The sequence below is a fragment of the Fibrobacter sp. genome, from assembly GCA_024399065.1.
Classification (GTDB): domain Bacteria; phylum Fibrobacterota; class Fibrobacteria; order Fibrobacterales; family Fibrobacteraceae; genus Fibrobacter.
In genome coordinates, this window is the sequence record JAKSIB010000025.1 from 1 (window position 1) to 21,360 (window position 21,360).

Sequence of the window (21,360 nt, forward strand, 5' to 3'; positions counted from 1 at the left end):
ATGTTTTCATAGGTGAGCCGAAGGATAGACGCTGGAGCCGTTGGCGTAAGCGTCAGTAATGACCGCTCGTGCTAGAATAGAGATAAGTACATCTCGTTAGCACTCGCTCTCACAAAATGCCACTGGTTAACAACCAGTGGCATTTTGCTCACGGAGACCTCAAGTCGCGGCGGAGTGCTTGCACTCCGAAATGACCGAGGCGAAGAGGCGGACGCTGGAGCCGTTGGCGTAAGCGTCAATAATCCGTAAGGCGAGTGTCGCGGAAATTGAGCTTCGCGAAATTAAAGGCACCGGTGATGAACCGGTGCTTTTTTATATATTCAGAAAATATAGGAGGGTCTTATGAAAAAAATATGTGGTTTAGTCGCAGTATTGTGTGTGACCGTTTCTTTGATAGGATGCGCTGGTTCTAATAAGCAGGGACTTCCTAATCACATAGATTTCAATAAAACAGAGGCTGCGGAAGTTGCCATGCACGCCGAGGAATTTAGAGTTATGGATTCCCTCGCCGCTGTTGGTCAACTGTTAGCCTGGCAAGATGGTGTTGCATGGGTGGCGTCAGATTCTTTGATGGCAGATCTTCCAAAAGAACAGTTGAAAAGTATGAAGGGCTGGGTTGCTCAGGGTAATCTGAAGGAAGGCTTTTGTGTGTTCTATGGAAAGGATTCCTCTGGTTACTACCAGTTGGCTCGATACGATTTTACTCCTCAGGGAATGAATCGCGCTACCGCTCGTATGGAAATTCCTGAGGGAGATCTGATGGAACTGGTTCGAATGAACGATTCTGCCTATCAGTTCTTTAAAAATTCTGGAGAAATGTTTAATGTTAAGTATAACACCTATATTCTAAAGGGCGAAAATGGCTATACGTTTTACGCAATTCCAGGTTCGACTTCTAAGTATGTTATTCTGGGTGGGGCTGCTAAGTTGACCATCGATGAAGATTCGTGGAAAGTGGAAAACTTACACAAAAGTCCAATCGCAATGGAATGGAAAGACGTTAACAAGACTTCTTTTCCCGTTCGAACTTCTTCAATGAGAGATATTCTTAATGAGGCTGACTTTGCTCAGTACTACATCTATGCAAAATCAATGCCTGATCAGTATATCAAAACTCGTAAGTATTTGATTGGATTGCTTCGCGACGTTAATGGTAAAATGGCCATTGTCGTTGTGAAATAAAATTGCTATTGCAACAGTGAGTCTTATCGTCCTAATGTCTCGCGGTAGTTGTGGACTGCTTCCTTGTAGCTTGCCACGGCCTTGGAAATGCGTTCTGCGATGTCCTTCTGGCCGGCGTCGCTCATCATGTAGGCTTCGTCTTCCAGGTTGCTGATGAAGCCGATTTCGTAGAGCACGGCGGGCATCAATGCGCCTACGAGGACCATGAAGCCGGCACCGCCTACGCCGCCAGCTTGCTTGCGGATCTTGTAGCCCTCATTGGCCTTGAGAAGTTCTTCGGTGAACATGTAGCTGTTCTGCTTGTACTTTTCTAGGCGGGCTTCAAGCTTGAACCACTCGATGGGGGAGAGTTCCTCCTTGGCGTTTTTTTCGCCATAGAGGGTGGCCACCTTGTTTTCGCGGCGGGCGATGGCCTTGTCTTCTTCGCTTTCGGGAGCGCGGAGCACGTAGACGTGGTAGCCCTTGATTTGCTTCTTACGTTCGGGAGTGGCGTCCACGGCGTTGCAGTGGAGGCTGATGAAGAGGTCGCCGTCCCACTGGTTCGCAAGATTGGCGCGCTGGCCCAGTTCGATGAACACGTCCTTGTCGCGGGTCATCTTCACGTTGAAGCCTTCCTTTTCAAGTTCCTTCTTCAGGAGCTTGCCCACGGTAAGCACGATGTCCTTTTCCTGGGCGTTGACGCCGAGAGCGCCGGAGTCCTTGCCGCCGTGGCCGGGGTCAATGACGATGGTCTTGACTTCGCGGGTGCCTGCGGTTTCGTTCTTGGGGGTTGCGACTGTCTTCGAGGATGTGCTAGACGTTGCCGCTGTCACGGCGACAGGTGCTGCAGAGGAACTGGAAACGGCCACGACAACACCGAACAAATTCTTGATGTCGTTCTCGTTGATCCAGATTTTTCCGTTCACAAGTTCAGGGGCGGAAGCCAGCTGCACAGCCTTGGCGCCTACATAGGCGTAGGGGAGACCGATGGCGAACTTTGCCGTGTCCTTGGCGGAAACCAGCTTGAATGTCTTTTGGACGGGATACCAGTGGAAAGATGCTTTCTGTTCCTTGGCCACGACTTCAACGTCAACCTTGGACGCGCCTGCTGCCCAGAGGCTTGTGACGCATGCAACGCAGAAAAGCAAAAACCACAGGATCTTCTTCATTACTTGTGTGCCTTTGCTGCTCGAGCCATTTCCATCTTGGCGTCTCGTTCCATAATGGATTGACGCTTGTCGTGCTGGTCCTTACCGCGGCAGATTCCCATTTCAAGTTTTGCGCGACGGTTCTTGAAGTAGATCTTCAGCGGGATGAGGGTGCAGCCCTTCTGTTCCTTGGCCTTGCGCATCTTCTGGATTTCGTGGGCGTGAGCCAGGAGCTTGCGCTTGCGGGCAGGGAAGTGGTTGAAACGGTTTGCGAAAAGGTATTCGTCAATGTGGGCGCCCACCAGCCAGAGCTGGTCCTTCTCGTCGTCGATGTCGATCCATGCTTCGCCGATGGTACACTTGCCGTCGCGAATAGACTTCACTTCGGAACCGATGAGCATGATGCCCACCTCGAAGGTCTCGTCCACGAAATAGAGGTGGTTGGCCTTTCTATTCTGGATGACTGGTGTTGCCTGTTCTTTCTTAGCCATTGACGGTTAAACCTTATTTCTTCTTTGCTGCCGGCTTACGTGCAGCGGGCTTCTTTGCGGCGGACTTTGCTGCAGTTGCAGCCTTGCGGGCAGCCTTTGCCTTGGTCTTGTCTGCGGCCTTGGGAGTCTTGGATTCCACGAGCTTCTTGGATTCCCAGCCCACCTTCTTCTTTTGGACGTGAGGAACAGCTGCGTCCAAGGCTTCCTGAAGTTCCTGGCAGCCTTCGCCAGTGAATGCGGAAGTGACGATAACCTTTTCGCCGTTTTCCTTGAACTGCTTGATGGCGGCGTCGATACCCAGGTCGCTCTTGTTCAGCGCAATGACGTAGGGCTTCTGTGCAAGCTTCGGATGGAATGCTGCAAGTTCACCCTTGAGGACAGCAAACTGTTCGTAGGCGTTGTCCATGAAACCGTCGATTACGAACAAAAGAGTGTGAGTACGTTCGATGTGCTTCAGGAACTGATGACCCAGGCCCTTTCCTTCGCTGGCGCCTTCCAAAAGACCCGGAATATCTGCAACCACGAAGCTATGGCCGTGCATCTGCACAATGCCAAGTACCGGTTCTAGGGTGGTAAAGGGATAGTCGCCCACCTTCGGGCGGCCGCTGGAAATCTTGTTCACCAGGCTGGACTTGCCTGCGTTGGGGAAGCCCACCAGACCGACGTCTGCCATGAGCTTAAGTTCCAGGGAGAGGACGCGCTTTTCGCCAGCTTCGCCGGGGAGGCACTTGCGGGGAGCCTGGTTGGACGGTGTTGCAAAATGCTGGTTGCCCATACCGCCCTTGCCGCCGCGTGCTGCGATCCAGCGCTGGCCGTCTTCGGTAAGGTCTGCGAGAATACGGCCTTCTTCGTCCTTCACGATGGTTCCGCGGGGAACGCCGACGACGAGGTCGTCTGCAGAAGCGCCGGTGCAACGCTTGGCACCGCCGGGCTGGCCGTTCTGAGCTTTGTAGACGCGGGTGTTGCCCATGTCCAACAGGGTAGAATACTGTTCGTTGACTTGGAGGATAACGTGACCGCCACGGCCGCCGTCACCGCCATCGGGGCCGCCCAGGGGAACAAACTTTTCGCGGTGGAAACTGCAGATGCCGTCGCCGCCTTTGCCGGAGCGTACTTCGATTGATTTTTCGTCTAAAAACATATTAGGTTCGAGGTACGAGGTGTGAGCTCGTCGCTTCGCTCCTTTGAGGTTGAGTTAGGCGGCTTTGCCGCGGTCTTACAGGCCTAAAGTTTCTTCCAAGCCCAGGGCGATGTTCATGTTCTGGATGGCGGCGCCGCTAGCGCCCTTGCCCAGGTTGTCGATAATGGTTGTAACCTGCATAACGGTTTCGTTGCCGAACACCTGGATGCAAGCATTGTTAGTGCCGTTGCAAATGGTGGGGTTCAGGCGACCGTTAACAAGTGCCGGGGAAACAGCGGGAGCTGCTTCGTAAGGCATGACGGATACAAAGTTGGAACCTTCGTAATGCTTTGCCAGAACTTCGGTAAGTTCTTCCGGAGTGACCTTCTTGGTCAGCTGGTTTGCAAAGATGGCGACAGTCACAGCCATGCCCTTGTAGTAGGGGCCAAGTACCGGGTTGAAGAACGGAGTGTTTTCCAGTTCGCAGTACTTCTTCATTTCAGGAAGGTGCTTGTGAGCGAGAGCCAATGCATAAGGTGCCGGAGCCATGATGGCGAGGGATTCGCCGGGCTTGTGGCCGAGGGCTGCTTCCTCTTCATATTCGGCAATGAGCTTCTTGCCACCGCCGGAGTAACCGGTGAGGCTGTAGGCTGCAACGTTTGCGGATTTCGGGAGGAGGCCGCTTGCAATCAGCGGGTGAACTCCCAGAATGAAACCGGTGGCGTGGCAGCCGGGATTTGCAATGCGCTTTGCCTTGCTGATAGCTTCACGCTGTGCAGCGGAAAGTTCAGGCATCCCGTAGGTCCAGTCGGGATTGACGCGGTGAGCGGTAGATGCATCGATGATGCAGGTGTTGGGATTGGTGCAGAGGGCTGCGCTTTCTACAGCTGCAGCATCCGGCAGACACAGGAAGGTCACGTCGGATTCATTGATCAATCTCTGACGTTCGTTCACATCCTTACGGAGTTCCGGATCGATGCGGAGAACTTCAACATCAGTACGCTTTGCAAGGCGGTCATAAATCTGAAGACCGGTGGTACCTGCTTCGCCATCAACAAAAATCTTGAACATTGCAATATTCCTTATGGAAAAGGTTTTAGGCTCCAGGTTTGAGGTTCCAGGTATTAGCTACGCGGCTTTGCCGCTTACTAGAGCTGCGCCCTTGGCGCCATTAATTACCTGAGGCCTCTTGCCTGTAACCTGAGGCCTACTTGCCAGCGCCGCAGCACTTCTTGTACTTCTTGCCGGAACCGCACGGGCACGGATCGTTACGACCCACATCCGGTTCGGTCTTCTTCACGGTTTCCTGCTTCACAGCACGGCCATCGTAGAAGAACCAGGCACCGCCGACCTTGTGGAATTCGCCAAGTTCGTGGTGGTTGCGGGTAACGTTGCCCTGCTTGAAGCGAGCGATGAATTCGACCCAACCGATGTTCTTTTCTTCTTCGGTCTTGGTCTGCTTGATTTCGATGCCGAGCCATTCAGACTGCTTGCTCCATGCTTCTACGCTGGGTTCGTCGAAGTCGTCACGCTGGGTAGCTTCGAGAGATTCCTTGAGCCACTTGATTTCGTGCTTGACGTAAGCGGTGTAGCGAGAACGCATCAAAGCTTCGGGAGAAGCTGCAAGAGCAGTCTGCTTGATGATAGGTTCGCAGCATTCGCAATATTCCTTACCGGAACCGCAGGGACATAAATCAGCCATAATTACCTCGTTAAAAGTGTGAAAATTTTCAAGGAAAAGATAGAAATTAGACGAGAGACGAGATATACGAAACTTTGAACTTTAGTTCAAAATAGTTGAGTTATCCACCTTGTGGAGACGAGAGACGGGAGAAATGGGCTGGAATTAGATGAGAGACGAGAGACGAGAGAAATGGGCTGGAATTAGACGAGAGACGAAAGATGAGAGACGGGAGAAATGGGCTGGAATTAGACGAGAGAGGAGAAATGAAAGAAAGGATGAAGAATGTGGATAATGGTGGCGTTCCCACGACCTCTTCTCTTATACTTCGTAAAAAAAAGACGAAAGGTTTTATCCTCTCGTCTTTCGTCTGTAGGCTCGAAGAGCCGTTCTTTCGTCTAAATTACAAGCACTTCTTGAGGAGCCAGAATTCTTCCTTGCCGCCCCGGCCCGGGAGGCTGCCTACAGCCGGAATGCGGTCGACGATATCGAACACGCCGTCGAGACGAGCCATGAGTTCGCCTTCGCTGGTGCAGTGGGGAGGACCCTGGAGGGTCTTGCCGTTCATCAGCGGATACATGAGGGAAATCAAAAGGCCGTCGTCCTTCAGCATCTTGTAGCAGACTTCAAAGTATTCATCGCGGCGGCCCGGATGAATAGCGGTGAAGGTGCAGTAGTCATAGACGATATCGAACTGCTGGCCGCCGCGCTTTGCATCCTTCGGGGAAAGGGTGAAAAGGTCCAAATCCAAGGAACGGAGGTTCTTGTGCTTGCGGCTCAAATGGTCCAGTTCATCAACTGCAGTAGGTGCAAAATCAACTGCCAAAACGTCGTGACCGCGGAGGGCCCATGCTTCGGCATCGTAACCAAAGCCAGCGCCGGGAACGAGGACGGAGCCAGTTGCGGGGCAGGCGGGATTCTTGAAGAATTCCAACAAGGCGGGTGTTGCCTTCTTGGCGTTCCAGTAGTCCTTACCTTCGGCGTAGAGGTTGTCCCAGAAATCCGGGAGGTTCTGTGTTAACATAAGTTATTCCTTTTCTCTTCTAATTGGACTTCGGGGTTGCATCGGGGAGGCTGTGGCCGCGTTCAAATGCTTCCTGGTTGTCCCTGTTCTTCTTGTAAGCGAGCTGGCCGCAGGCGGCAAGAATGTCTCGGCCGCGGGCGGTACGAATCGTGATCTGGATCTGTGCTGCACGGACTGCGGCGAGGAAGGTGTCCACTTCGTCGGGGGTGGGTGCATGCAAGTTGGGATCGTCACCATCGTTCAGGATGATGGCGTTCACCTTCACGCGGCGAGGAGCGCAAATGCGGATTAGTTCCTTGGCTGCCTTGGGGGTGCAAGTGATGTTCTGGATCAGAACGAATTCGAAAGTCACATAGTTATCGGTACGACGGATGTATTCGTCAACAGCTTCCAAAAGTTTTTCGATGGGCCAGATGTTGTTCACCGGCATGACGGAGGAACGATACTCGTTGTTGGTGCTGTTGAGGCTGATGGCCAGGCAGCAGGGAGTATTGCGGTCCACGAGTTCCTTGATACGGGGAACAACGCCGGAGGTGCTGACAGTCATGCGCTTTGCGCCCATGTTGAACAACTTCTGGTTATGCAACGTGCAGCAGACACGGTGTACGTTTTCGATGTTGTTCAGGGGTTCACCCATGCCCATGAAAATGATGTTGGTGACCTGAGCGACGTTGCCGTCTTCAGCGAGAATACCCGCATCCTTCAGGTACCAGTTTACGTTCAAAATTTCTTCAAGAATTTCGCCGGCTTCCAGGTTGCGGAAGAAACCCATCTTTGCAGTACGGCAGAAAGCGCAGTTCATGGCGCAGCCCACCTGGGTGGACACGCAGACAGAAAAACGACCGTTTGCCGGAATCATGACTGTTTCGATGTGGTAGCCGTCGTGGGTTTCAAAAAGCCACTTGACGGTACCATCCACAGAGACCATGTGCTGGTCTTCCTTGAGGGAACGCAGTTCAAACTGCTTTGCCATCTTTTCGCGGAGGGCGGGCGAAATATTCACCATTTCGTCGTAGGAACGGACCTGCTGACAAAAGAGCCACTTCTGAATTTGGTCGGCTCTAAAGGGCTTTTCATTAACGTCTCTCAGCCAAGCCTTAAGCTCGTCTGTAGTCAGTGTTTTAATGTTGCGCGGCCATTCCATAGGTCGCAAAGATAGTAAAAAATAACCTTTTTGTTAAGGGCGGTCTTTGTCCTTAGACGGGCGGGTGTTTTTTGTATAAGTTTGCGCTCCTGTTGACGGCTCGGCCACCATATTTGAGGAATTTTCCTGCTTTGCTTCCCAAATTACATACAAACGGTCCACTTCCTGGAACAACTCTGTCAGGGACATTCCCACGGCCGTGGCAAAGCTGCTGATGGAGGAAATGGATGGATTCCTCTTTCCGCTTTCCACCTGGGAAATGAACTGCCTCGTTGTGTTTGCAATAAGTGAAAGGTTTTCCTGCGACAGCCCCTTTTGCTGACGATGGGAAATGAAAACCTGTCTGATGACTTCTTTTAGAATTTCCTCATTATATTTCATGTAATCCCCCCTTATCATCCTCAACACCCGTATTTGAAGGACCCAATGTTAATTAATCATAGGTGGATAGCGTGCAAACAGTTGTTTGCAAAATTTGGGAGTTTTTGCGAAATATGTTTTTTGTAATGATTTTGGAAACTTGGATTCTGGTGCGGGCTTTGACAGGGAGACTGTAAAACAAAAAAACCACGATGTTTCCATCGTGGTTTTTTCTGCGGGTGCCAGGACTCGAACCTGGAGCCTTTTGGTTCGTAGCCAAACGCTCTATCCAGTTGGGCTACATCCGCTTGTTTTGTGTGCCCAAATATAGTTTTCCCTAAAGAATTGTCAAGGGTAATTGAAGAAAAAAGTTGATTTTTTTTTAGAAGTCGGAAATAGGGCTCTTTTTGCCCCTTTTCCGAACCATAGGGGAGGTTGGTGGTTCCTTTATATTAGCTATCTTTGGCCCAACGAATTTTTTTACAGTGTTATAGAGATGAACAAGATAAAATCCGTATTGATGCCTGTCCTTATGGAACTGAAAAGCTGGGTGACCAACAAGAAGGTTCTGATTTGGCTTGGTATTATGATGATCCCTGTGATTGCTGCTTTTGTCGCAGCAGTGGTCGTCTATAATCATTATGCTCCGGAATTGCCGTCCCTTTCCCAGTTGGAACAGATTAACCCGAAGCTGGTGACCAAGATTAACGACATGAACGGCGAAATCGCCCACGAATACTTCGTGGAACGTCGTGAATGGACTCCCATCGATTCCATCCCGGAAAATGCGATCCATGCCGTGATGGCAACTGAAGACCGCGTGTTCTTCAGCCACTGGGGCATGAACGTCTGGGCCATTCCGTCTGCAATCCTGGAAAGTGTCACCTCCGGCAAGAAGCTTCGTGGTGCTTCCACCTTGACCCAGCAGCTGACCAAGCTCCTGTTCCTTACTCCGGAGCGTTCCATCGCTCGTAAGATCAAGGAAATGATGACGGCTATCCGCATTGAACAGACCTACACCAAGAAGGAAATTCTTGAATTCTATATGAATGAAGTGTACCTGTCTGGCGGTAACTATGGTTTCCAGGCCGCAGGTAAGTTCTACTTTGGCCGCCCCCTGGATAGCTTGACCATTCCTGAATACGCTGTTCTCGCCGGTATGCTCCAGCGTCCGGAAGCTTACCGCCCGGACCGTCATCCCAAGGCTTCCAAGGAACGTCGTAATACAGTTCTTTACGCCATGCGCGACGCTGGCTACATCACCAACGATGAATATCACCAGTACATCGAAACACCGATTGTCCTTGCAAAGAAGGAAGTCAATAACGATGCTGGCCTGTACTTCTACGAAGAAATCCGTAAGTACATGGAAAAGAAGTATGGCGAAAATTCCTTGTACGCTGATGGCGTGACCATCAATAGTACCATCGATCCGTACATTCAGGCTTACGCAGATAGCGTGGCCCGCGTCCAGGTGGAAAAGGTCCGCCGCCGCGTGAAGTACCGTACTACCCGCCGTCTGCAGCTCACCAAGAAGTACGACATGCCGGAAGATAGCGTCGTCGCTCACTTTGATAGCGTGTACACCCTCTTCAAGAAGGAATACCTTGCCGCAGATACCAGCGCAAACCTCAATAAGCGCCGCTATCCGGATAGTATCCGTTACCACCACGCTGAAGTGGCTGCCATCTTGATTGAAAACGAAACCGGCGCAATCCGTGCCATGGTGGGCGGTAGCGACTGGAACCAGTCCCGCTGGAATCGTGCGGTGCAGTCCTTGCGTCAGCCGGGTTCTTCCTTCAAGCCCATCGTCTATTCTACTGCAATGGACAACGGTGCAAGCCCCTGCGACTCTGTGAACGACTCCCCGGTGACCATTCCCGACCCGGATGACAAGAACCCCAACAAGGTCTGGCGTCCGGCAAACTTCGAACATGACTTCGAAGGTATGATGACTCTCCGTCGCGCCCTCTATCGTTCCAAGAACCTGCCTGCAATTCTTACCGCACAGAAGTACGGTCTGAACAACGTGGTGAACTACGCCCGCAAGTTCGGTATCGTCCGCGCTCCGTTGATGGCTGTGCCTAGCTTGGCCCTTGGTTCCGTGGGTGCAACCCTCATGGAAATGACTTCCGCCTATACCGTGTTCCCCAACGGCGGTAACCGCATTGAACCTTACATGATTGAATCCATCGTGGACAAGCATGGTGAAGTGATTGAACGTAACTCCAAGGTTGAACACGAAGTTCTCCGTCCGGCTTCCGCCTACTTGATGGTGGACATCATGAAGGACGTGAACGTTCGCGGTACTGCAGCTCGCGTCTGGGCTGGCGGCTTTACTCACCCCAGCGGTGGTAAGACTGGTACTACCAACGACTATACGGACTGCTGGTACATCGGTTACACCAAGCAGTACACCATGGGTGTCTGGGTCGGTTCCGACAATCCGGGTTCCCTGGGTGCAGGCCACACCGGTACCGAAGATGCTCTTCCGGTCTGGATCGCTGTGATGAAGGAACTTCACAAGGATCTTCCTCGCAAGCCCTTCCCGGTTCCTCCTGGAGTTGTTAGCCGCGGCGTCTGCAACCACACAGGCAAGGCTGCTGGCGAATTCTGCTCTGAAAAGACCTACTGCTTGTACACTGCAGGCTATGCACCGTCTGAAACTTGCGACGGTAACCACTTCTCTGTAAAGACCAAGTCTTCTGACGACGCAACCTTGTTCAGTAACAAGAGTGCAACCACCAGCCCGGCAACTTCTGCGGGTGGTCCGAAGAAGGCACGCAAGATGTTCTAAAAATCCCGAAGGGATTTTTTGAACATCATTTATCAATTACGATTTATGAAGTATGAGAGATCGCGGGAAAGGCGGTCTCTTTTTTAATTATGATCTTTTTCCTCGCACAAAAAAACACCCCGACTTTTTCAAGTCAGGGTGTTTTCCATAAGGAGAAATCCTTAGGTGCCGCGGGCTAGGCCTGCGACTGGCCGTGAGCAACAAGTCGCTCATGTTGATGAGCGATGGTTGCGAGAGATTGGCTTGACCATGTGAAATACTTAGAGTCTAAGCCAATCGGTCTCGATTGGTTACATCATGCCGCCCATGCCCATGGAAGGATCCATAGCCGGAGCTGCCGGAGCCTTCGGTTCCTTCTTTTCGGTGATCACGCAGTCGGTGGTCAGGATCATGGAAGCGATGGAGGAAGCGTTCTTGAGGGCAGTACGGGTAACCTTGGCCGGGTCGATAACGCCAGCGGCGATCAGGTCTTCGTAGGTGTCGGTCTTAGCGTTGTAGCCAAAGCCGTCCTTGCCTTCCTTAACCTTGTTCACAACGACGGAGCCTTCGCCACCAGCGTTTGCAACGATCTGACGGAGAGGTTCTTCGATAGCGCGCTTGATGATAGCAGCACCAGTCTTCTGGTCATCGTTGGTGAGCTTGAGACCGTCAACAGCCTTAGCAGCGCGGATGAGAGCGACGCCACCGCCCGGAACGATACCTTCTTCGACAGCTGCGCGAGTTGCGTGCATAGCGTCGTCGACGCGGTCCTTCTTTTCCTTCATTTCAACTTCGGTAGCAGCACCGACCTTGATCACAGCAACGCCACCGGCGAGCTTTGCCAAGCGTTCCTGGAGCTTTTCACGATCGTAGTCGCTAGTGGTAGCTTCGATCTGCTTCTTGATCTGAGCGATACGGCCCTTGATGGAAGCGGCGTCGCCAGCACCTTCAACGATGGTGGTGTTGTCCTTAGTGATGGTGATGGACTTTGCCTGACCGAGGACGGTAACCGGAGCGTCTTCCAGCTTTGCGCCGGTGTCTTCGGAAACCAGCATACCGCCGGTGAGGATGGCGATGTCTTCGAGCATAGCCTTACGGCGGTCGCCAAAGCCCGGAGCCTTGACTGCAGCAACCTTCAGGGTGCCGCGCATCTTGTTCACAACGAGAGTTGCGAGAGCTTCGCCATCCACGTCTTCAGCGATGATGAGGAGGGGCTTGTTCTGCTTTGCGACGAATTCCAGCATCGGGAGGAGGTCCTTCATGGTGCTGATCTTCTTGTCGTAAAGGAGGATATACGGAGCTTCGAGGGCTGCTTCCATGCTGTCAGTGTTGGTGACGAAGTACGGAGAGAGGTAGCCGCGGTCGAACTGCATACCTTCCACAACGTCGAGGATGGTTTCTGCAGTCTTGGATTCTTCGATGGTGATAACGCCGTCGTTACCGACCTTTTCCATAGCGTTGGCCAGGAGGTCGCCGATTTCCGGGTCGTTGTTTGCGGAAATTGTAGCAACCTGAGCGATGTGTTCCTTGCCGTTGATCTTTACGGCCATCTTGCCGATTTCTTCGATGACTGCGTCAACTGCAGCGTCCATACCGCGCTTGATGTCCATGGGGTTTGCACCAGCAGCAACGTTCTTGAGGCCTTCGCGAGTGATTGCCTGAGCGAGAACGGTAGCAGTGGTGGTACCGTCACCAGCGGTGTCGGAAGTCTTGTTTGCAACTTCCTTGGCCATCTGTGCGCCGAGGTTTTCGTAAGCGTCTTCCAATTCGATTTCCTTAGCAACGGAAACACCGTCCTTGGTGACGTTGGGTGCGCCAAATGCCTTGGCGATCATGACGTTACGACCCTTGGGGCCGAGAGTAACCTTAACTGCGTTAGCGAGCTTGTCCACGCCCTTCATGAGGGATTCGCGAGCAGCAACATCAAACTTCAACTGTTTTGCCATGTTTGTATTCCTTTTTTTAAACTTTTTTGCGCCTTTGGCGCCATTATAAATCTTTCGTCTTTCGTCTGTAGCGAAGCGTTCTTTCGTCTAATTACAGAGTAGCGAAGATGTCGGATTCCTTGATGATCAGGTAGTTTTCGCCATCGACGGAGATTTCGGTGCCGCTGTACTTGCCGTAGATAACCACGTCGCCAACCTTGACTTCCATAGCGACAGTTTCGCCAGCTTCAGTCTTGCGACCCGGGCCAACAGCTACAACCTTACCCTGCATCGGCTTTTCCTTTGCGTTATCCGGGATGAAGAGACCGGAGGAGGTCTTCTGTTCGGCTTCGGCCGGCTTTACAACGATTCGATCTGCTAAAGGCTTGATCATTTTACTTGTCCTTTGTTGCGGGGTCCTTTTGTTTTTCGGGACGCCCTTTTGTTTTAATAGTGTGGCCCTTTTGGGGGCTTTTTTGATTTTCGCCCATAATTTAGCAAGAAACGTGCCAAATGCCAAATGGTAAAAACTGCCGAAATTTCTCTAAAAACGCCAATTTTGCGAGCTTTGGGGTGTTTATTTTTGAAATACTAGGGACTGGTAGAAACCGAAGTGTTTAAAAATGAAACAAACCGCTGGTAAAAACCAGCGGTTTGCTAAAATAAAGCGAAACTTGTGCCAACTAGGTCGGCTTATAACGCTATTACTTAAAAGTGGTGGTCAGGCGGAAGGCGAGACCAACGTCGCTAGCTTCCTTTTCGCTGTAGATGCTGAACTGGAGCTTGGACTTGCCGATGTTACGAACCATAGCGATGGTCCATGCCAAGTTGTCTGCACCGTCTTGAATCTGATCGCGGTCGTTCACGTATTCCATTTCAAAGAAGAATGCGCTGAGGGCGTTGTTGATGCCCGGAACGATGGAGACGGGAAGTTCGACACCTACATAGAACGGCATGTACAATTCACCGGCCTTGTTCATGAATGCCAGTTCCTGAGCCTTGTAGTTCTTTGCGGTGGTCTTGACGTTTTCGTCTTCGGTGTAGAGCACGCCAAGTTCACCATAGAGGCGGAGGTTCGGGATAAAGGTAAAGCTAGCGTAGGCTGCCATACGGTGAGTCATGTAGGTTGTGTTCTGAATGGCGTCAATGAGGTTTGCGCGGTAGGCGAGCTTCAGTTCCAGGGGGAAGGTGAACTTCATGTCGTCTTCGATGCGAATGTAACCGGTGTTAGCCTTGTTGTCCTTGGTGGCGACCATGGCGGTCAAGGTGTTAGAACCGTGCTTCCAGCCAAGTTCCAATGCGTTGTGGCTGTAGTCACGCATCCAAAGGCCGCGCTTGGTGAGGGGAGCGTCGATATAGGTACCGAAGTGGGTAGACTGGGACCAGTCCGTCTTCCAGTGACCGATCTTCAAGTTGAGCTTGTCTTCGCCCAGGTTCCACTTGTAGTTTGCCCAGTAGAGGTCGGCGAGGATCTTGTCGTAGCTAGCGGTCTTTGCGCCATCGGAAAGCTTGTTGCCAAATTCCGGAGCAAAAATACGGAGCATAACCAAACCGTCAAGGTTTTCGCTCTTGTACTGACCACCGATGTTTGCGCGGAACCAACCGGTACTGAAGTTGGTGTTTTCATCCTGCATGGACTTGGTAACCTGAGTCTGGACGTTGCCCTTGAGGGTGAAGGATTCGGCAATCTTTTCTACTGCAGTCGGTGCTGCTGCGGGAGCCGGTTCTACGGCAGGAGCTGCTTCAGCGACGGGAGCCTGTTCTGCAGTCGGAGCTGCTTCAGCGACGGGAGCCTGTTCTGCAGTCGGAGCTGCTTCAGCGACGGGAGCCTGTTCAGCGGCAGGTGCTGCTTCGGCGACGGGAGCCTGTTCAGCGGCGGGTGCTGCTTCAGCAACGGGAGCCTGTTCAGCAACAGGTGCGACGGACTGTTCTGCTACGGGGGCTGCAGTTTCTGCAGCGGGGGTTGCTTCTTGAGCGAATACGGCAGAAACCATTGTCATGGCGATGACTGCGGCAATCTTATTGAACTTCATATGCTCTCCTAAAAGGACCTATAAGAAAATGTTATGGCAAAGTTAGCTTTTACCGCCATAATTGCAAGGGTCGGGGGCTAGTTCTATTTCTTACTTTTAACTAAATTTGGGTCCAAAAAAGGGATGTGTATGAACAAGATTTATGCTTTGATTCTGGTGTCCGCCTTGGCTGTTGCCGGCGTTTCTTCTGTGGAAGCCAAGACTTTGGCCCCCAACAAGACCCATGCGGTTTTGAACGTAACCTATACAAACTACGATGACGTTCCCCAGGTCAAGAAGAAGTTGGTTTTTGTAGGCCAGAAGAAGGGTAAGAAGATTTCCGTTACCACCGATACTTATGGCGAAGTTAGCTTCATGATTCCCCGTGAAGATACTTACACCATTCTTTGTGAAAGCTTGACTGGCCCCTTTGAATGCGGCAACACGCCCTATGTTTCCATGACCGCAAGTACCGGCGGCATTACCGTGGTGTTTGATGATACCCGAGCTGAATTGACTGGTGTTACTTTTAAGGTGGGCAGCGCCGAACTGGTGCCCAGTTCCCTTAAGACTTTGGATGCTGCAATCGCAGGCCTGAAGCGTAACCCCAAGGCTAAGGTTGAAGTCCAGGGCCACACCAGTTCCGAGGGCGGCGACGACTATAACCAGCAACTGTCCGAAGATCGAGCCAATGCTGTGCGCGACTACATGATCCGCAGAGGCATTGCCGAGGCCCGCCTGACAGCCCGTGGCTACGGCTCCAGTGTTCCTAAGGCCGACAACGATACTGAATCCGGCCGTAAGCAGAACCGCCGTATCGAACTGGTGGTGACCTCCGAGGAATAATTATCCGTTGTAAAGTGCAACGTTATGTCATCCCGGCCTTTGAGCCGGGATCTTTTTTTTGAGAATAACTATCCGTGCAGTTTTTTCTTCTGCTGCATGCCGGTAATCTTGATGGCAAGCTTAGCCGGAATGATGTGGCTGAACATGTTGGTGAGTTTCATGAAGAGGCCCGGGATAATGACGGTCTTCTTGTTGAAAAGCTGGGCGATGGCGTAGTCGGCGCAGAACTTGGGTTCGATTCCCGGCAGGGTGAAGCTGACGTTTGCCACATCGTTGAATTCGGTTTTCACCGGACCCGGGCAAAGGACGCTGACGGATACGTTGCTCTTGGTTTCCTTAAGTTCCTGGGCAATGGCTCGGGAGAGGCTGACCACGTAAGCCTTGGTGGCGTAGTAGGTTGCCATGTAGGGGCCTGCGGGCAGAAGGCCTGCGCTTGAACCCACGTTCAGCAGGTAAGCCTTTTCGCTGTTCTTCTGAAGGTGCTTCAGGGCAATCTTGGAAAGAACATGAAGTGCGTTGACGTTCACGTTGATCATCTGCAGTTCCTTGCCCAAGTCAGATTCAGTGAAGGCACCGCAATCGCCGAAGCCGGCGTTGTTGATGAACACGCCGATTTCAAACTTGTCCATGAATTCGCCGAGGCGTTCGCATTCTTCACGGTGGGAAAGATCTGCGGTGAAGATTTCCACGGGAGTGGAAAGCTCTGCTGCCAAAGTCTTGAGGCGGTCTTCGCGACGGGCCACCAGGATGAGGCCGTAGCCGCGGGCGGAAAGGTTGCGGGCGAAATCGGCACCGATGCCGGAGCTTGCGCCAGTTACAACTGCATACTTCATTTTCTTTGTTCCTTCCTAATTTTGCGACGGTTGCCGCGGTTCAAATTTTTGAATTAAACTTTTCGGATTCCAGGAATCTTTAATGCTGGTATCGCGTAGCGATTATACTTTGCGGATTCCGTCTTCTTCGATGTAAATCTTGCCTTCGCGGAAGAGGGTGCCCAGAAGCTTCTTGAAGTTCTTCTTGGACATGCCGAATTCCTGGCGGATGATTTCGGGATCGGTGTGGTCACCATAGGGGAGGCTGCCACCAGCTTCTTCGAGCTTCTGCATCAAGGAGCTTGCGCTGTCGCTCTTCATGAGGCCCTTGTAGCCGATGGGATTGATACTGAGAGTAATCTTTCCGTCGGCGGTGAAACGCTGGATAAAGCCGGGCATGGTATCGCCGATGTAGATGCGTTCCATACCGGGGGTGAGCATCAGGCGGCCGGTGTAGCGGTAGTCCACCAAAAAGTCCACGTATTCTCTGGTGACTTCGTAGGCGGCAAGCTGAACGCGCTGGCCCACGTGAAGTTCGCTGGTGTCGGTATCCAAGAAACTCTTGATTTTTTCGGTAGCCACGATGCGGTTACTCTTGTCGTCCACAAGAATGTAGACCACGCAGCGGTCACCACGCTGGAGTTCACCAAGCTGCTGCTTGTAGGGGAGGAAAAGGTCCTTGTTCAAACCCCAGTTCAAGAATGCGCCAACGCGGTTCACGTCCTTCACGTCCAGCACGGCGAATTCGCCTGCCTGTGCGTAAGGGCGGTCCAAGGTGGCGATGGGGCGGTCTTCGCTATCTGTGTAGACGAAAACGTCCAGAACTTCGCCTTCTTCCAGGGTGTACTGATTCTTATTGCCAGGGAGCAATACTCGATCGCCGCTTTCCAGTTCCAGGTAATAGCCCTGAGGAGCGATGCTTTCGACGCGAGCGCGGTTATATCTTCCAAGATCCATAATTTGCCATTCCGTTCAAGTGTTATATCTAGACGTTCGTTTGAACGCCTTTCATAATATAGTATATTTGGCCATCCTAAGGAGATTTTGGTTAATGGGCATGAACATAGATTTGACATCCATCGGGTCCTTCTATTTTTTGAAGGAGGAACTGGTGCAGTTTTGTAGGGACAACGGTTTGCCTACGGCTGGTGGAAAGGAAGATCTGACCAAACGGATCAAGTTCTTCCTTGAAACAGGCGAGGTTACCAAACCCAGCTCTGCTCCCGTCCATAAGCCCTCTACCAAGGAAGCAAACCGAGTCATCGATTTGCAGACCATTATCGAACAAAATTTCGTTTGTTCTGAACAGCACCGCGCGTTCTTCAAAAAACATTTAGGAAACACCTTTTCCTTCAATGTGCAGTTCCAGACTTGGCTCAAGACCAACGCTGGCCGCACCTATCAGGAAGCTATTGAAGCCTATGGCCGAATCCTGAAGGAAAAGAAGGAAACCAAGCCCGAGATTGACGCCCAGTTCGAGTATAATACCAACATTCGTGATTTCTTCGCTGACAACAAGGGCCATTCCTTGGATGAAGCTATCAAATGCTGGAAATACAAGAAATCATTGATTGGCCACAACCGTTACGAAAAGACAGACTTGGTTGCCTTGAAGAAATAGGCTGCGAAAAATCGCCTAACGAAAAAGAGCTCGGTTGAAACCGGGCTCTTTTTGTTTTGAAATTTTGAGTTCTGGAATTAGAATCCCTTGATGACCAGGAGGCTTCCTACGCCGATGACCGCCCACAGCACAACGCCCTGGATAAAGGGCTTGGCGCCGCACTTCTTGAGGGCATCCTTGGAAAGGCCTGTACCGATGAGGAACAAAGTAATGGCGAAACCGCGCTTGGCGACCATCACGATGTACTTGCCTACTTCAGCAGGAACGCCGATGGCGGGGAACAGGTAGGTGTTGATGACCATGGCGATGGCGAAGAGGAAAATGAACCAGGGAATCACATCGAACTTGCCCTTGCCGGAATTCTTGCGGAAGAACACCATGGTGATGAGGGCGAGAGGCAGAATCCAGAGGGCTCGGGTGCACTTCACCATGGCGGCCACCTGGAGGGATTCGTCGCTGTAAGCGGCTGCGGCACCTACCACGGAACTGGTGTCGTGGATGGCGATGGCCGCCCATTCACCGAACTGCTGGTTGGTGAGACCGAAGTAGTGGCCAAGGGGCGGGAAAATCAGAAGGGCCAGGGCGTTCAGCACGAAGACCGTTCCCAATGAAACGCTCATCTGCTTGTCGTCGGCGTCCACAACGGGAGCCACTGCTGCAATGGCGGAACCGCCGCAAATTGCGGTGCCGCTGGAAATCAGGTAGGAAGTCTTGGTGTCCACCTTGATGACCTTGCCGATGATGAAACCAAGCACCATGACGGAAACCACGGAAACGATGGTGAACATCATGCCGTCCTTACCGCTGGCAAGTGCTGCCTGCAAGTTCATGCCGAAACCGAGACCCACCACGCAGCCCTGGAGCAAGTACTTCTGGGTCTTCTTGGCGAACTTGGGGAATGCAGGGCCGCCAAAGGCGAATGCGTAAACGATGCCAGCCAAAAGTGCCATCCAGGAGGCGACACAGGGGCAGCATGCGGCGAGGATCAGTGCCACGAAAGCAATCTTTGCGATTTTTTCTTTCATCTATATCTCTCCTTTTAAACTTGTTCTTGGGAGGATGCCGGCTCGGTTTGCTTAGGCTGTTCTGCAGGCTGTACTGCAGACTGTTCGGTTGCTGCGGCGCTGGTGGGGAGCACCTTGGTTTTGCGCATAAAGGCCAGGGTTTCCTTTTCGCCCTTCTTTGCCAGCATGTTCAGCAGGAACAAAAGCTTGCGGTAGGTGTCCTCGGTCATCTTCTGGGAGGCCGTACTCTGGGTCAAGTACTGCAACGGGCTTGACTGGGTGTAGCTTGCTCCGCCGTAAGTCTTGGATGCGGCTACGCGGTCGCAGAACATTTCCTTGATGTAACGATCCGGCATAGGCATGGGCACGATTTTCTTGGAAGCCATTTCATAGTCGTACCAGAATTCAAAATGATGCTTGTTTCTGCCCTTGTGGTGCATCCATGCCAAGCTGTAGCCCTTGTCGCGACGTTCCCCGTTGTTGGGGGATTCCGTGCCGGTGTAGTACTTTGCGCCGGGAATGAATTCCGTGGGGCTGTACTTGGAAAGATCGTGGAACAAACCCTGGAATCCGATGCCCGCCTTGAAGCACAAGCGAATCACTTCGTGCCTGTGCTTGCTGATGGTAATAAAATGACGGATCGGGTGAAACATAATGTAAATTTAGAAATAAAGAAAAATGTCGGCTTTATAAAATTCGTAACTTTTGGGTGTAGATAAAACTGACTATAATTTTGGTAGGGAAAATGTATACGAGGACCCTCTACATTAAGGCTGCGATAATGAAAGACAGGGTCAAAATTGTCGGTGATATCCAGTTCCTCGTAAGGTTTCATTTTGTATTCGCTCATTGTTCCTCCATGCTAAAAGTTGAGCCTACTATTAACACGCAGGAAACGCCCAAATGGGAACCATTTTTTGTGAAAAATTTTGTTTGCGCACGTAAACGATGGTGAAAAATAATGGTGCGGGATTAACATTTTAAAATCAAGGTACCGCAAATATTGGTGTGGAATTTTCATTTTAAAATCAAGGTACCGCAAATATTGGTGTGGAATTTTCATTTTAAAATCAAGGTACCGCAAATATTGGTGTGGAATTTTCATTTTAAAATCAAGGTACCACAAATAACGGTGTGGGATTAACATTTTAAAATCAGGGTACCGCAAATATTTGTGTGAAATTTTCATTTTAAAATCAGGGTACCGCAAATAACGGTGTAGGATTAACATTTTAAAATCAAGGTACCGCAAATAACGGTATGGGATTTGCATTTTAAAATCAGGGTACCGCAAATATTGGTGTGGAATCGTCATTTTAAAATCAAGGTGCTGCAAATAATGGTGTGGGATTTTCATTTTAAAATCAAGGTACCGTAAATATTGGTGTGGAATCGTCATTTTAAAATCAAGGTACCGCAAATAATGGTGTGGGATTTTCATTATAAAATCTTGGTACTACAAATTATTGTGTATCAGACACAACAAAAAATGGTGGTGCTACGACTGAAAATGCCTTTTTTGCCCCTAGAGTTTGTTTCTTGTGCAACTGATTTGTAGTTTATTACTGGAATTTGAGGCGAAACCTCAAAAGGAGTTAGGATATGGACTACAAGCAAAGTCAAGGTTTCCGCAGCTATAATTTGCTGTCGTATGTCGAAGTTCATCGCAAAATCTTCGAAAATATGCGAAAAATCGACAATCCCATGGTTTCCGGGGCAATTGATGCCTATGGAAAACTTCTGAGCCAACTGGAAACGATGGTGAAAACACCTGTGCCAGGGTATGTTTCTGAATGGAACGAGGAACGTGCTCGTGCCTACAGGATTTGCCAGACTGCAGTAAGGTCTCTGGAGGAGTTTGATTCTGATCAGGATCGCGCAACCGTGACGGAACTATCAAGGGCCTTCTCGCATTATATTGCGGGGGCGGCTTCTCCGAAGGTGACGACGGCGATTGAACATGCCCTAACGTTGTCCAAGAAAATCCCTGCGGAACAGCTAGAAAAACTTGCCGTCAAGTCGCGTATCGACTACCTGGAACAGGTTCACAACAATTACCTAAGGAGTCGTAATGCAATCAGTAGCAATATTGCCGCAGCCAAGAACAGCGAGGTAAAAACTTACCGTCACTGCTGTGATGTGGCCTTCAGAAACTCCCTGGAGTTAACTAAGAAAATGAATAGCCTGGGTGACGAATCCTGTCGGGAATTTCTCCGCTGGATGAGTGCTGCATAA

Annotated in this window: 20 protein-coding genes and 1 tRNA gene; 5 read left to right on the top strand and 16 right to left on the bottom strand. The window is 51.2% G+C overall.

Features of this window, described 5'->3' with window-relative positions; all coding sequences use genetic code 11:
* Positions 1-342: 342 nt before the first annotated feature.
* Positions 343-1,182, top strand: coding sequence for a hypothetical protein (locus tag MJZ25_11515; protein MCQ2124804.1), 840 nt, complete (start codon positions 343-345; stop codon positions 1,180-1,182).
* Positions 1,183-1,205: 23 nt separating this feature from the next.
* Here the strand turns inward: MJZ25_11515 and MJZ25_11520 are convergent, their stop codons facing one another.
* The 9 genes from MJZ25_11520 to MJZ25_11560 form a co-directional block, all read right to left on the bottom strand.
* Positions 1,206-2,330 (bottom strand): N-acetylmuramoyl-L-alanine amidase, encoded by a 1,125-nt coding sequence (locus MJZ25_11520; GenBank protein ID MCQ2124805.1) that lies wholly within the window; start codon positions 2,328-2,330, stop codon positions 1,206-1,208.
* A complete protein-coding gene (gene smpB / locus MJZ25_11525) occupies positions 2,330-2,800 on the bottom strand; it encodes an SsrA-binding protein SmpB (protein MCQ2124806.1) in 471 nt (156 codons plus the stop codon). Before smpB ends, MJZ25_11520 begins: the two co-directional genes overlap by 1 nt.
* 13 nt (positions 2,801-2,813) lie before the next feature.
* A complete protein-coding gene (gene obgE, locus MJZ25_11530; GenBank protein MCQ2124807.1) occupies positions 2,814-3,941 on the bottom strand; it encodes a GTPase ObgE in 1,128 nt (375 codons plus the stop codon).
* Between the two features lie 75 nt (positions 3,942-4,016).
* A complete protein-coding gene (gene argC / locus MJZ25_11535; GenBank protein MCQ2124808.1) occupies positions 4,017-4,991 on the bottom strand; it encodes an N-acetyl-gamma-glutamyl-phosphate reductase in 975 nt (324 codons plus the stop codon).
* A 136-nt stretch (positions 4,992-5,127) separates the two neighbouring features.
* Entirely contained in the window at positions 5,128-5,622 is a 495-nt protein-coding gene (locus MJZ25_11540) for a YchJ family protein (protein MCQ2124809.1), read from the bottom strand.
* 382 nt (positions 5,623-6,004) lie between these two features.
* On the bottom strand, positions 6,005-6,625 hold the full coding sequence (locus MJZ25_11545; GenBank protein ID MCQ2124810.1) for a TPMT family class I SAM-dependent methyltransferase: 621 nt from the start codon (positions 6,623-6,625) through the stop codon (positions 6,005-6,007).
* 19 nt (positions 6,626-6,644) lie between these two features.
* The gene (gene rlmN, locus MJZ25_11550; protein ID MCQ2124811.1) at positions 6,645-7,769 is read right to left on the bottom strand and encodes a 23S rRNA (adenine(2503)-C(2))-methyltransferase RlmN; all 1,125 of its coding nucleotides are present in this window, start codon (positions 7,767-7,769) and stop codon (positions 6,645-6,647) included.
* 33 nt (positions 7,770-7,802) lie between these two features.
* On the bottom strand, positions 7,803-8,150 hold the full coding sequence (locus MJZ25_11555) for a helix-turn-helix domain-containing protein (GenBank protein MCQ2124812.1): 348 nt from the start codon (positions 8,148-8,150) through the stop codon (positions 7,803-7,805).
* Positions 8,151-8,363: 213 nt separating this feature from the next.
* Positions 8,364-8,437, bottom strand: a tRNA-Arg gene (locus MJZ25_11560).
* A gap of 188 nt (positions 8,438-8,625) precedes the next feature.
* Here MJZ25_11560 and MJZ25_11565 point away from each other — a divergent pair.
* A complete protein-coding gene (locus MJZ25_11565) occupies positions 8,626-10,926 on the top strand; it encodes a PBP1A family penicillin-binding protein (GenBank protein ID MCQ2124813.1) in 2,301 nt (766 codons plus the stop codon).
* 290 nt (positions 10,927-11,216) lie between these two features.
* On the opposite strand, the gene groL is transcribed toward MJZ25_11565, so the two are convergent.
* The 3 genes from groL to MJZ25_11580 all read right to left on the bottom strand — a co-directional run bounded on the left by groL (position 11,217) and on the right by MJZ25_11580 (position 14,863).
* Complete coding sequence (gene groL, locus MJZ25_11570) at positions 11,217-12,851, bottom strand: chaperonin GroEL (GenBank protein MCQ2124814.1); 1,635 nt, start codon at positions 12,849-12,851, stop codon at positions 11,217-11,219.
* Positions 12,852-12,942: 91 nt separating this feature from the next.
* A complete protein-coding gene (gene groES / locus MJZ25_11575; GenBank protein MCQ2124815.1) occupies positions 12,943-13,224 on the bottom strand; it encodes a co-chaperone GroES in 282 nt (93 codons plus the stop codon).
* 310 nt (positions 13,225-13,534) lie between these two features.
* Entirely contained in the window at positions 13,535-14,863 is a 1,329-nt protein-coding gene (locus tag MJZ25_11580) for a hypothetical protein (GenBank protein MCQ2124816.1), read from the bottom strand.
* A 129-nt stretch (positions 14,864-14,992) separates the two neighbouring features.
* Between MJZ25_11580 and MJZ25_11585 the strand changes: the two genes are divergently transcribed.
* Positions 14,993-15,688, top strand: a complete 696-nt coding sequence (locus tag MJZ25_11585) for an OmpA family protein (GenBank protein ID MCQ2124817.1) — start codon at positions 14,993-14,995, stop codon at positions 15,686-15,688.
* Between the two features lie 68 nt (positions 15,689-15,756).
* On the opposite strand, the gene MJZ25_11590 is transcribed toward MJZ25_11585, so the two are convergent.
* Together MJZ25_11590 and MJZ25_11595 are read right to left on the bottom strand one after the other, a co-directional pair.
* Positions 15,757-16,521, bottom strand: a complete 765-nt coding sequence (locus tag MJZ25_11590) for an SDR family oxidoreductase (GenBank protein MCQ2124818.1) — start codon at positions 16,519-16,521, stop codon at positions 15,757-15,759.
* A 102-nt stretch (positions 16,522-16,623) separates the two neighbouring features.
* Entirely contained in the window at positions 16,624-17,457 is an 834-nt protein-coding gene (locus MJZ25_11595; protein MCQ2124819.1) for a S1-like domain-containing RNA-binding protein, read from the bottom strand.
* A 100-nt stretch (positions 17,458-17,557) separates the two neighbouring features.
* Between MJZ25_11595 and MJZ25_11600 the strand changes: the two genes are divergently transcribed.
* A complete protein-coding gene (locus tag MJZ25_11600; protein ID MCQ2124820.1) occupies positions 17,558-18,121 on the top strand; it encodes an SAP domain-containing protein in 564 nt (187 codons plus the stop codon).
* A 77-nt stretch (positions 18,122-18,198) separates the two neighbouring features.
* Here MJZ25_11600 and MJZ25_11605 read toward each other — a convergent pair whose 3' ends face one another.
* Together MJZ25_11605 and MJZ25_11610 are read right to left on the bottom strand one after the other, a co-directional pair.
* Positions 18,199-19,146, bottom strand: a complete 948-nt coding sequence (locus MJZ25_11605) for a putative sulfate exporter family transporter (protein ID MCQ2124821.1) — start codon at positions 19,144-19,146, stop codon at positions 18,199-18,201.
* A gap of 14 nt (positions 19,147-19,160) precedes the next feature.
* Complete coding sequence (locus MJZ25_11610; protein MCQ2124822.1) at positions 19,161-19,778, bottom strand: DUF5662 family protein; 618 nt, start codon at positions 19,776-19,778, stop codon at positions 19,161-19,163.
* A gap of 949 nt (positions 19,779-20,727) precedes the next feature.
* On the opposite strand from MJZ25_11610, the gene MJZ25_11615 reads away from it, so the two are divergent.
* A complete protein-coding gene (locus MJZ25_11615; GenBank protein MCQ2124823.1) occupies positions 20,728-21,360 on the top strand; it encodes a hypothetical protein in 633 nt (210 codons plus the stop codon).

Coding starts and splice junctions, on each gene's coding strand:
- argC (MCQ2124808.1), bottom strand. CDS start 4,991: ATGTTCAAGATTTTTGTTGATGGCGAAGCAGGTACCACCGGTCTTCAG.
- MJZ25_11615 (MCQ2124823.1), top strand. CDS start 20,728: ATGGACTACAAGCAAAGTCAAGGTTTCCGCAGCTATAATTTGCTGTCG.
- MJZ25_11515 (MCQ2124804.1), top strand. CDS start 343: ATGAAAAAAATATGTGGTTTAGTCGCAGTATTGTGTGTGACCGTTTCT.
- MJZ25_11520 (MCQ2124805.1), bottom strand. CDS start 2,330: ATGAAGAAGATCCTGTGGTTTTTGCTTTTCTGCGTTGCATGCGTCACA.
- MJZ25_11585 (MCQ2124817.1), top strand. CDS start 14,993: ATGAACAAGATTTATGCTTTGATTCTGGTGTCCGCCTTGGCTGTTGCC.
- groES (MCQ2124815.1), bottom strand. CDS start 13,224: ATGATCAAGCCTTTAGCAGATCGAATCGTTGTAAAGCCGGCCGAAGCC.
- rlmN (MCQ2124811.1), bottom strand. CDS start 7,769: ATGGAATGGCCGCGCAACATTAAAACACTGACTACAGACGAGCTTAAG.
- MJZ25_11595 (MCQ2124819.1), bottom strand. CDS start 17,457: ATGGATCTTGGAAGATATAACCGCGCTCGCGTCGAAAGCATCGCTCCT.
- MJZ25_11600 (MCQ2124820.1), top strand. CDS start 17,558: ATGAACATAGATTTGACATCCATCGGGTCCTTCTATTTTTTGAAGGAG.
- MJZ25_11580 (MCQ2124816.1), bottom strand. CDS start 14,863: ATGAAGTTCAATAAGATTGCCGCAGTCATCGCCATGACAATGGTTTCT.
- MJZ25_11555 (MCQ2124812.1), bottom strand. CDS start 8,150: ATGAAATATAATGAGGAAATTCTAAAAGAAGTCATCAGACAGGTTTTC.
- MJZ25_11605 (MCQ2124821.1), bottom strand. CDS start 19,146: ATGAAAGAAAAAATCGCAAAGATTGCTTTCGTGGCACTGATCCTCGCC.
- groL (MCQ2124814.1), bottom strand. CDS start 12,851: ATGGCAAAACAGTTGAAGTTTGATGTTGCTGCTCGCGAATCCCTCATG.
- MJZ25_11565 (MCQ2124813.1), top strand. CDS start 8,626: ATGAACAAGATAAAATCCGTATTGATGCCTGTCCTTATGGAACTGAAA.
- MJZ25_11610 (MCQ2124822.1), bottom strand. CDS start 19,778: ATGTTTCACCCGATCCGTCATTTTATTACCATCAGCAAGCACAGGCAC.
- MJZ25_11545 (MCQ2124810.1), bottom strand. CDS start 6,625: ATGTTAACACAGAACCTCCCGGATTTCTGGGACAACCTCTACGCCGAA.
- smpB (MCQ2124806.1), bottom strand. CDS start 2,800: ATGGCTAAGAAAGAACAGGCAACACCAGTCATCCAGAATAGAAAGGCC.
- obgE (MCQ2124807.1), bottom strand. CDS start 3,941: ATGTTTTTAGACGAAAAATCAATCGAAGTACGCTCCGGCAAAGGCGGC.
- MJZ25_11590 (MCQ2124818.1), bottom strand. CDS start 16,521: ATGAAGTATGCAGTTGTAACTGGCGCAAGCTCCGGCATCGGTGCCGAT.
- MJZ25_11540 (MCQ2124809.1), bottom strand. CDS start 5,622: ATGGCTGATTTATGTCCCTGCGGTTCCGGTAAGGAATATTGCGAATGC.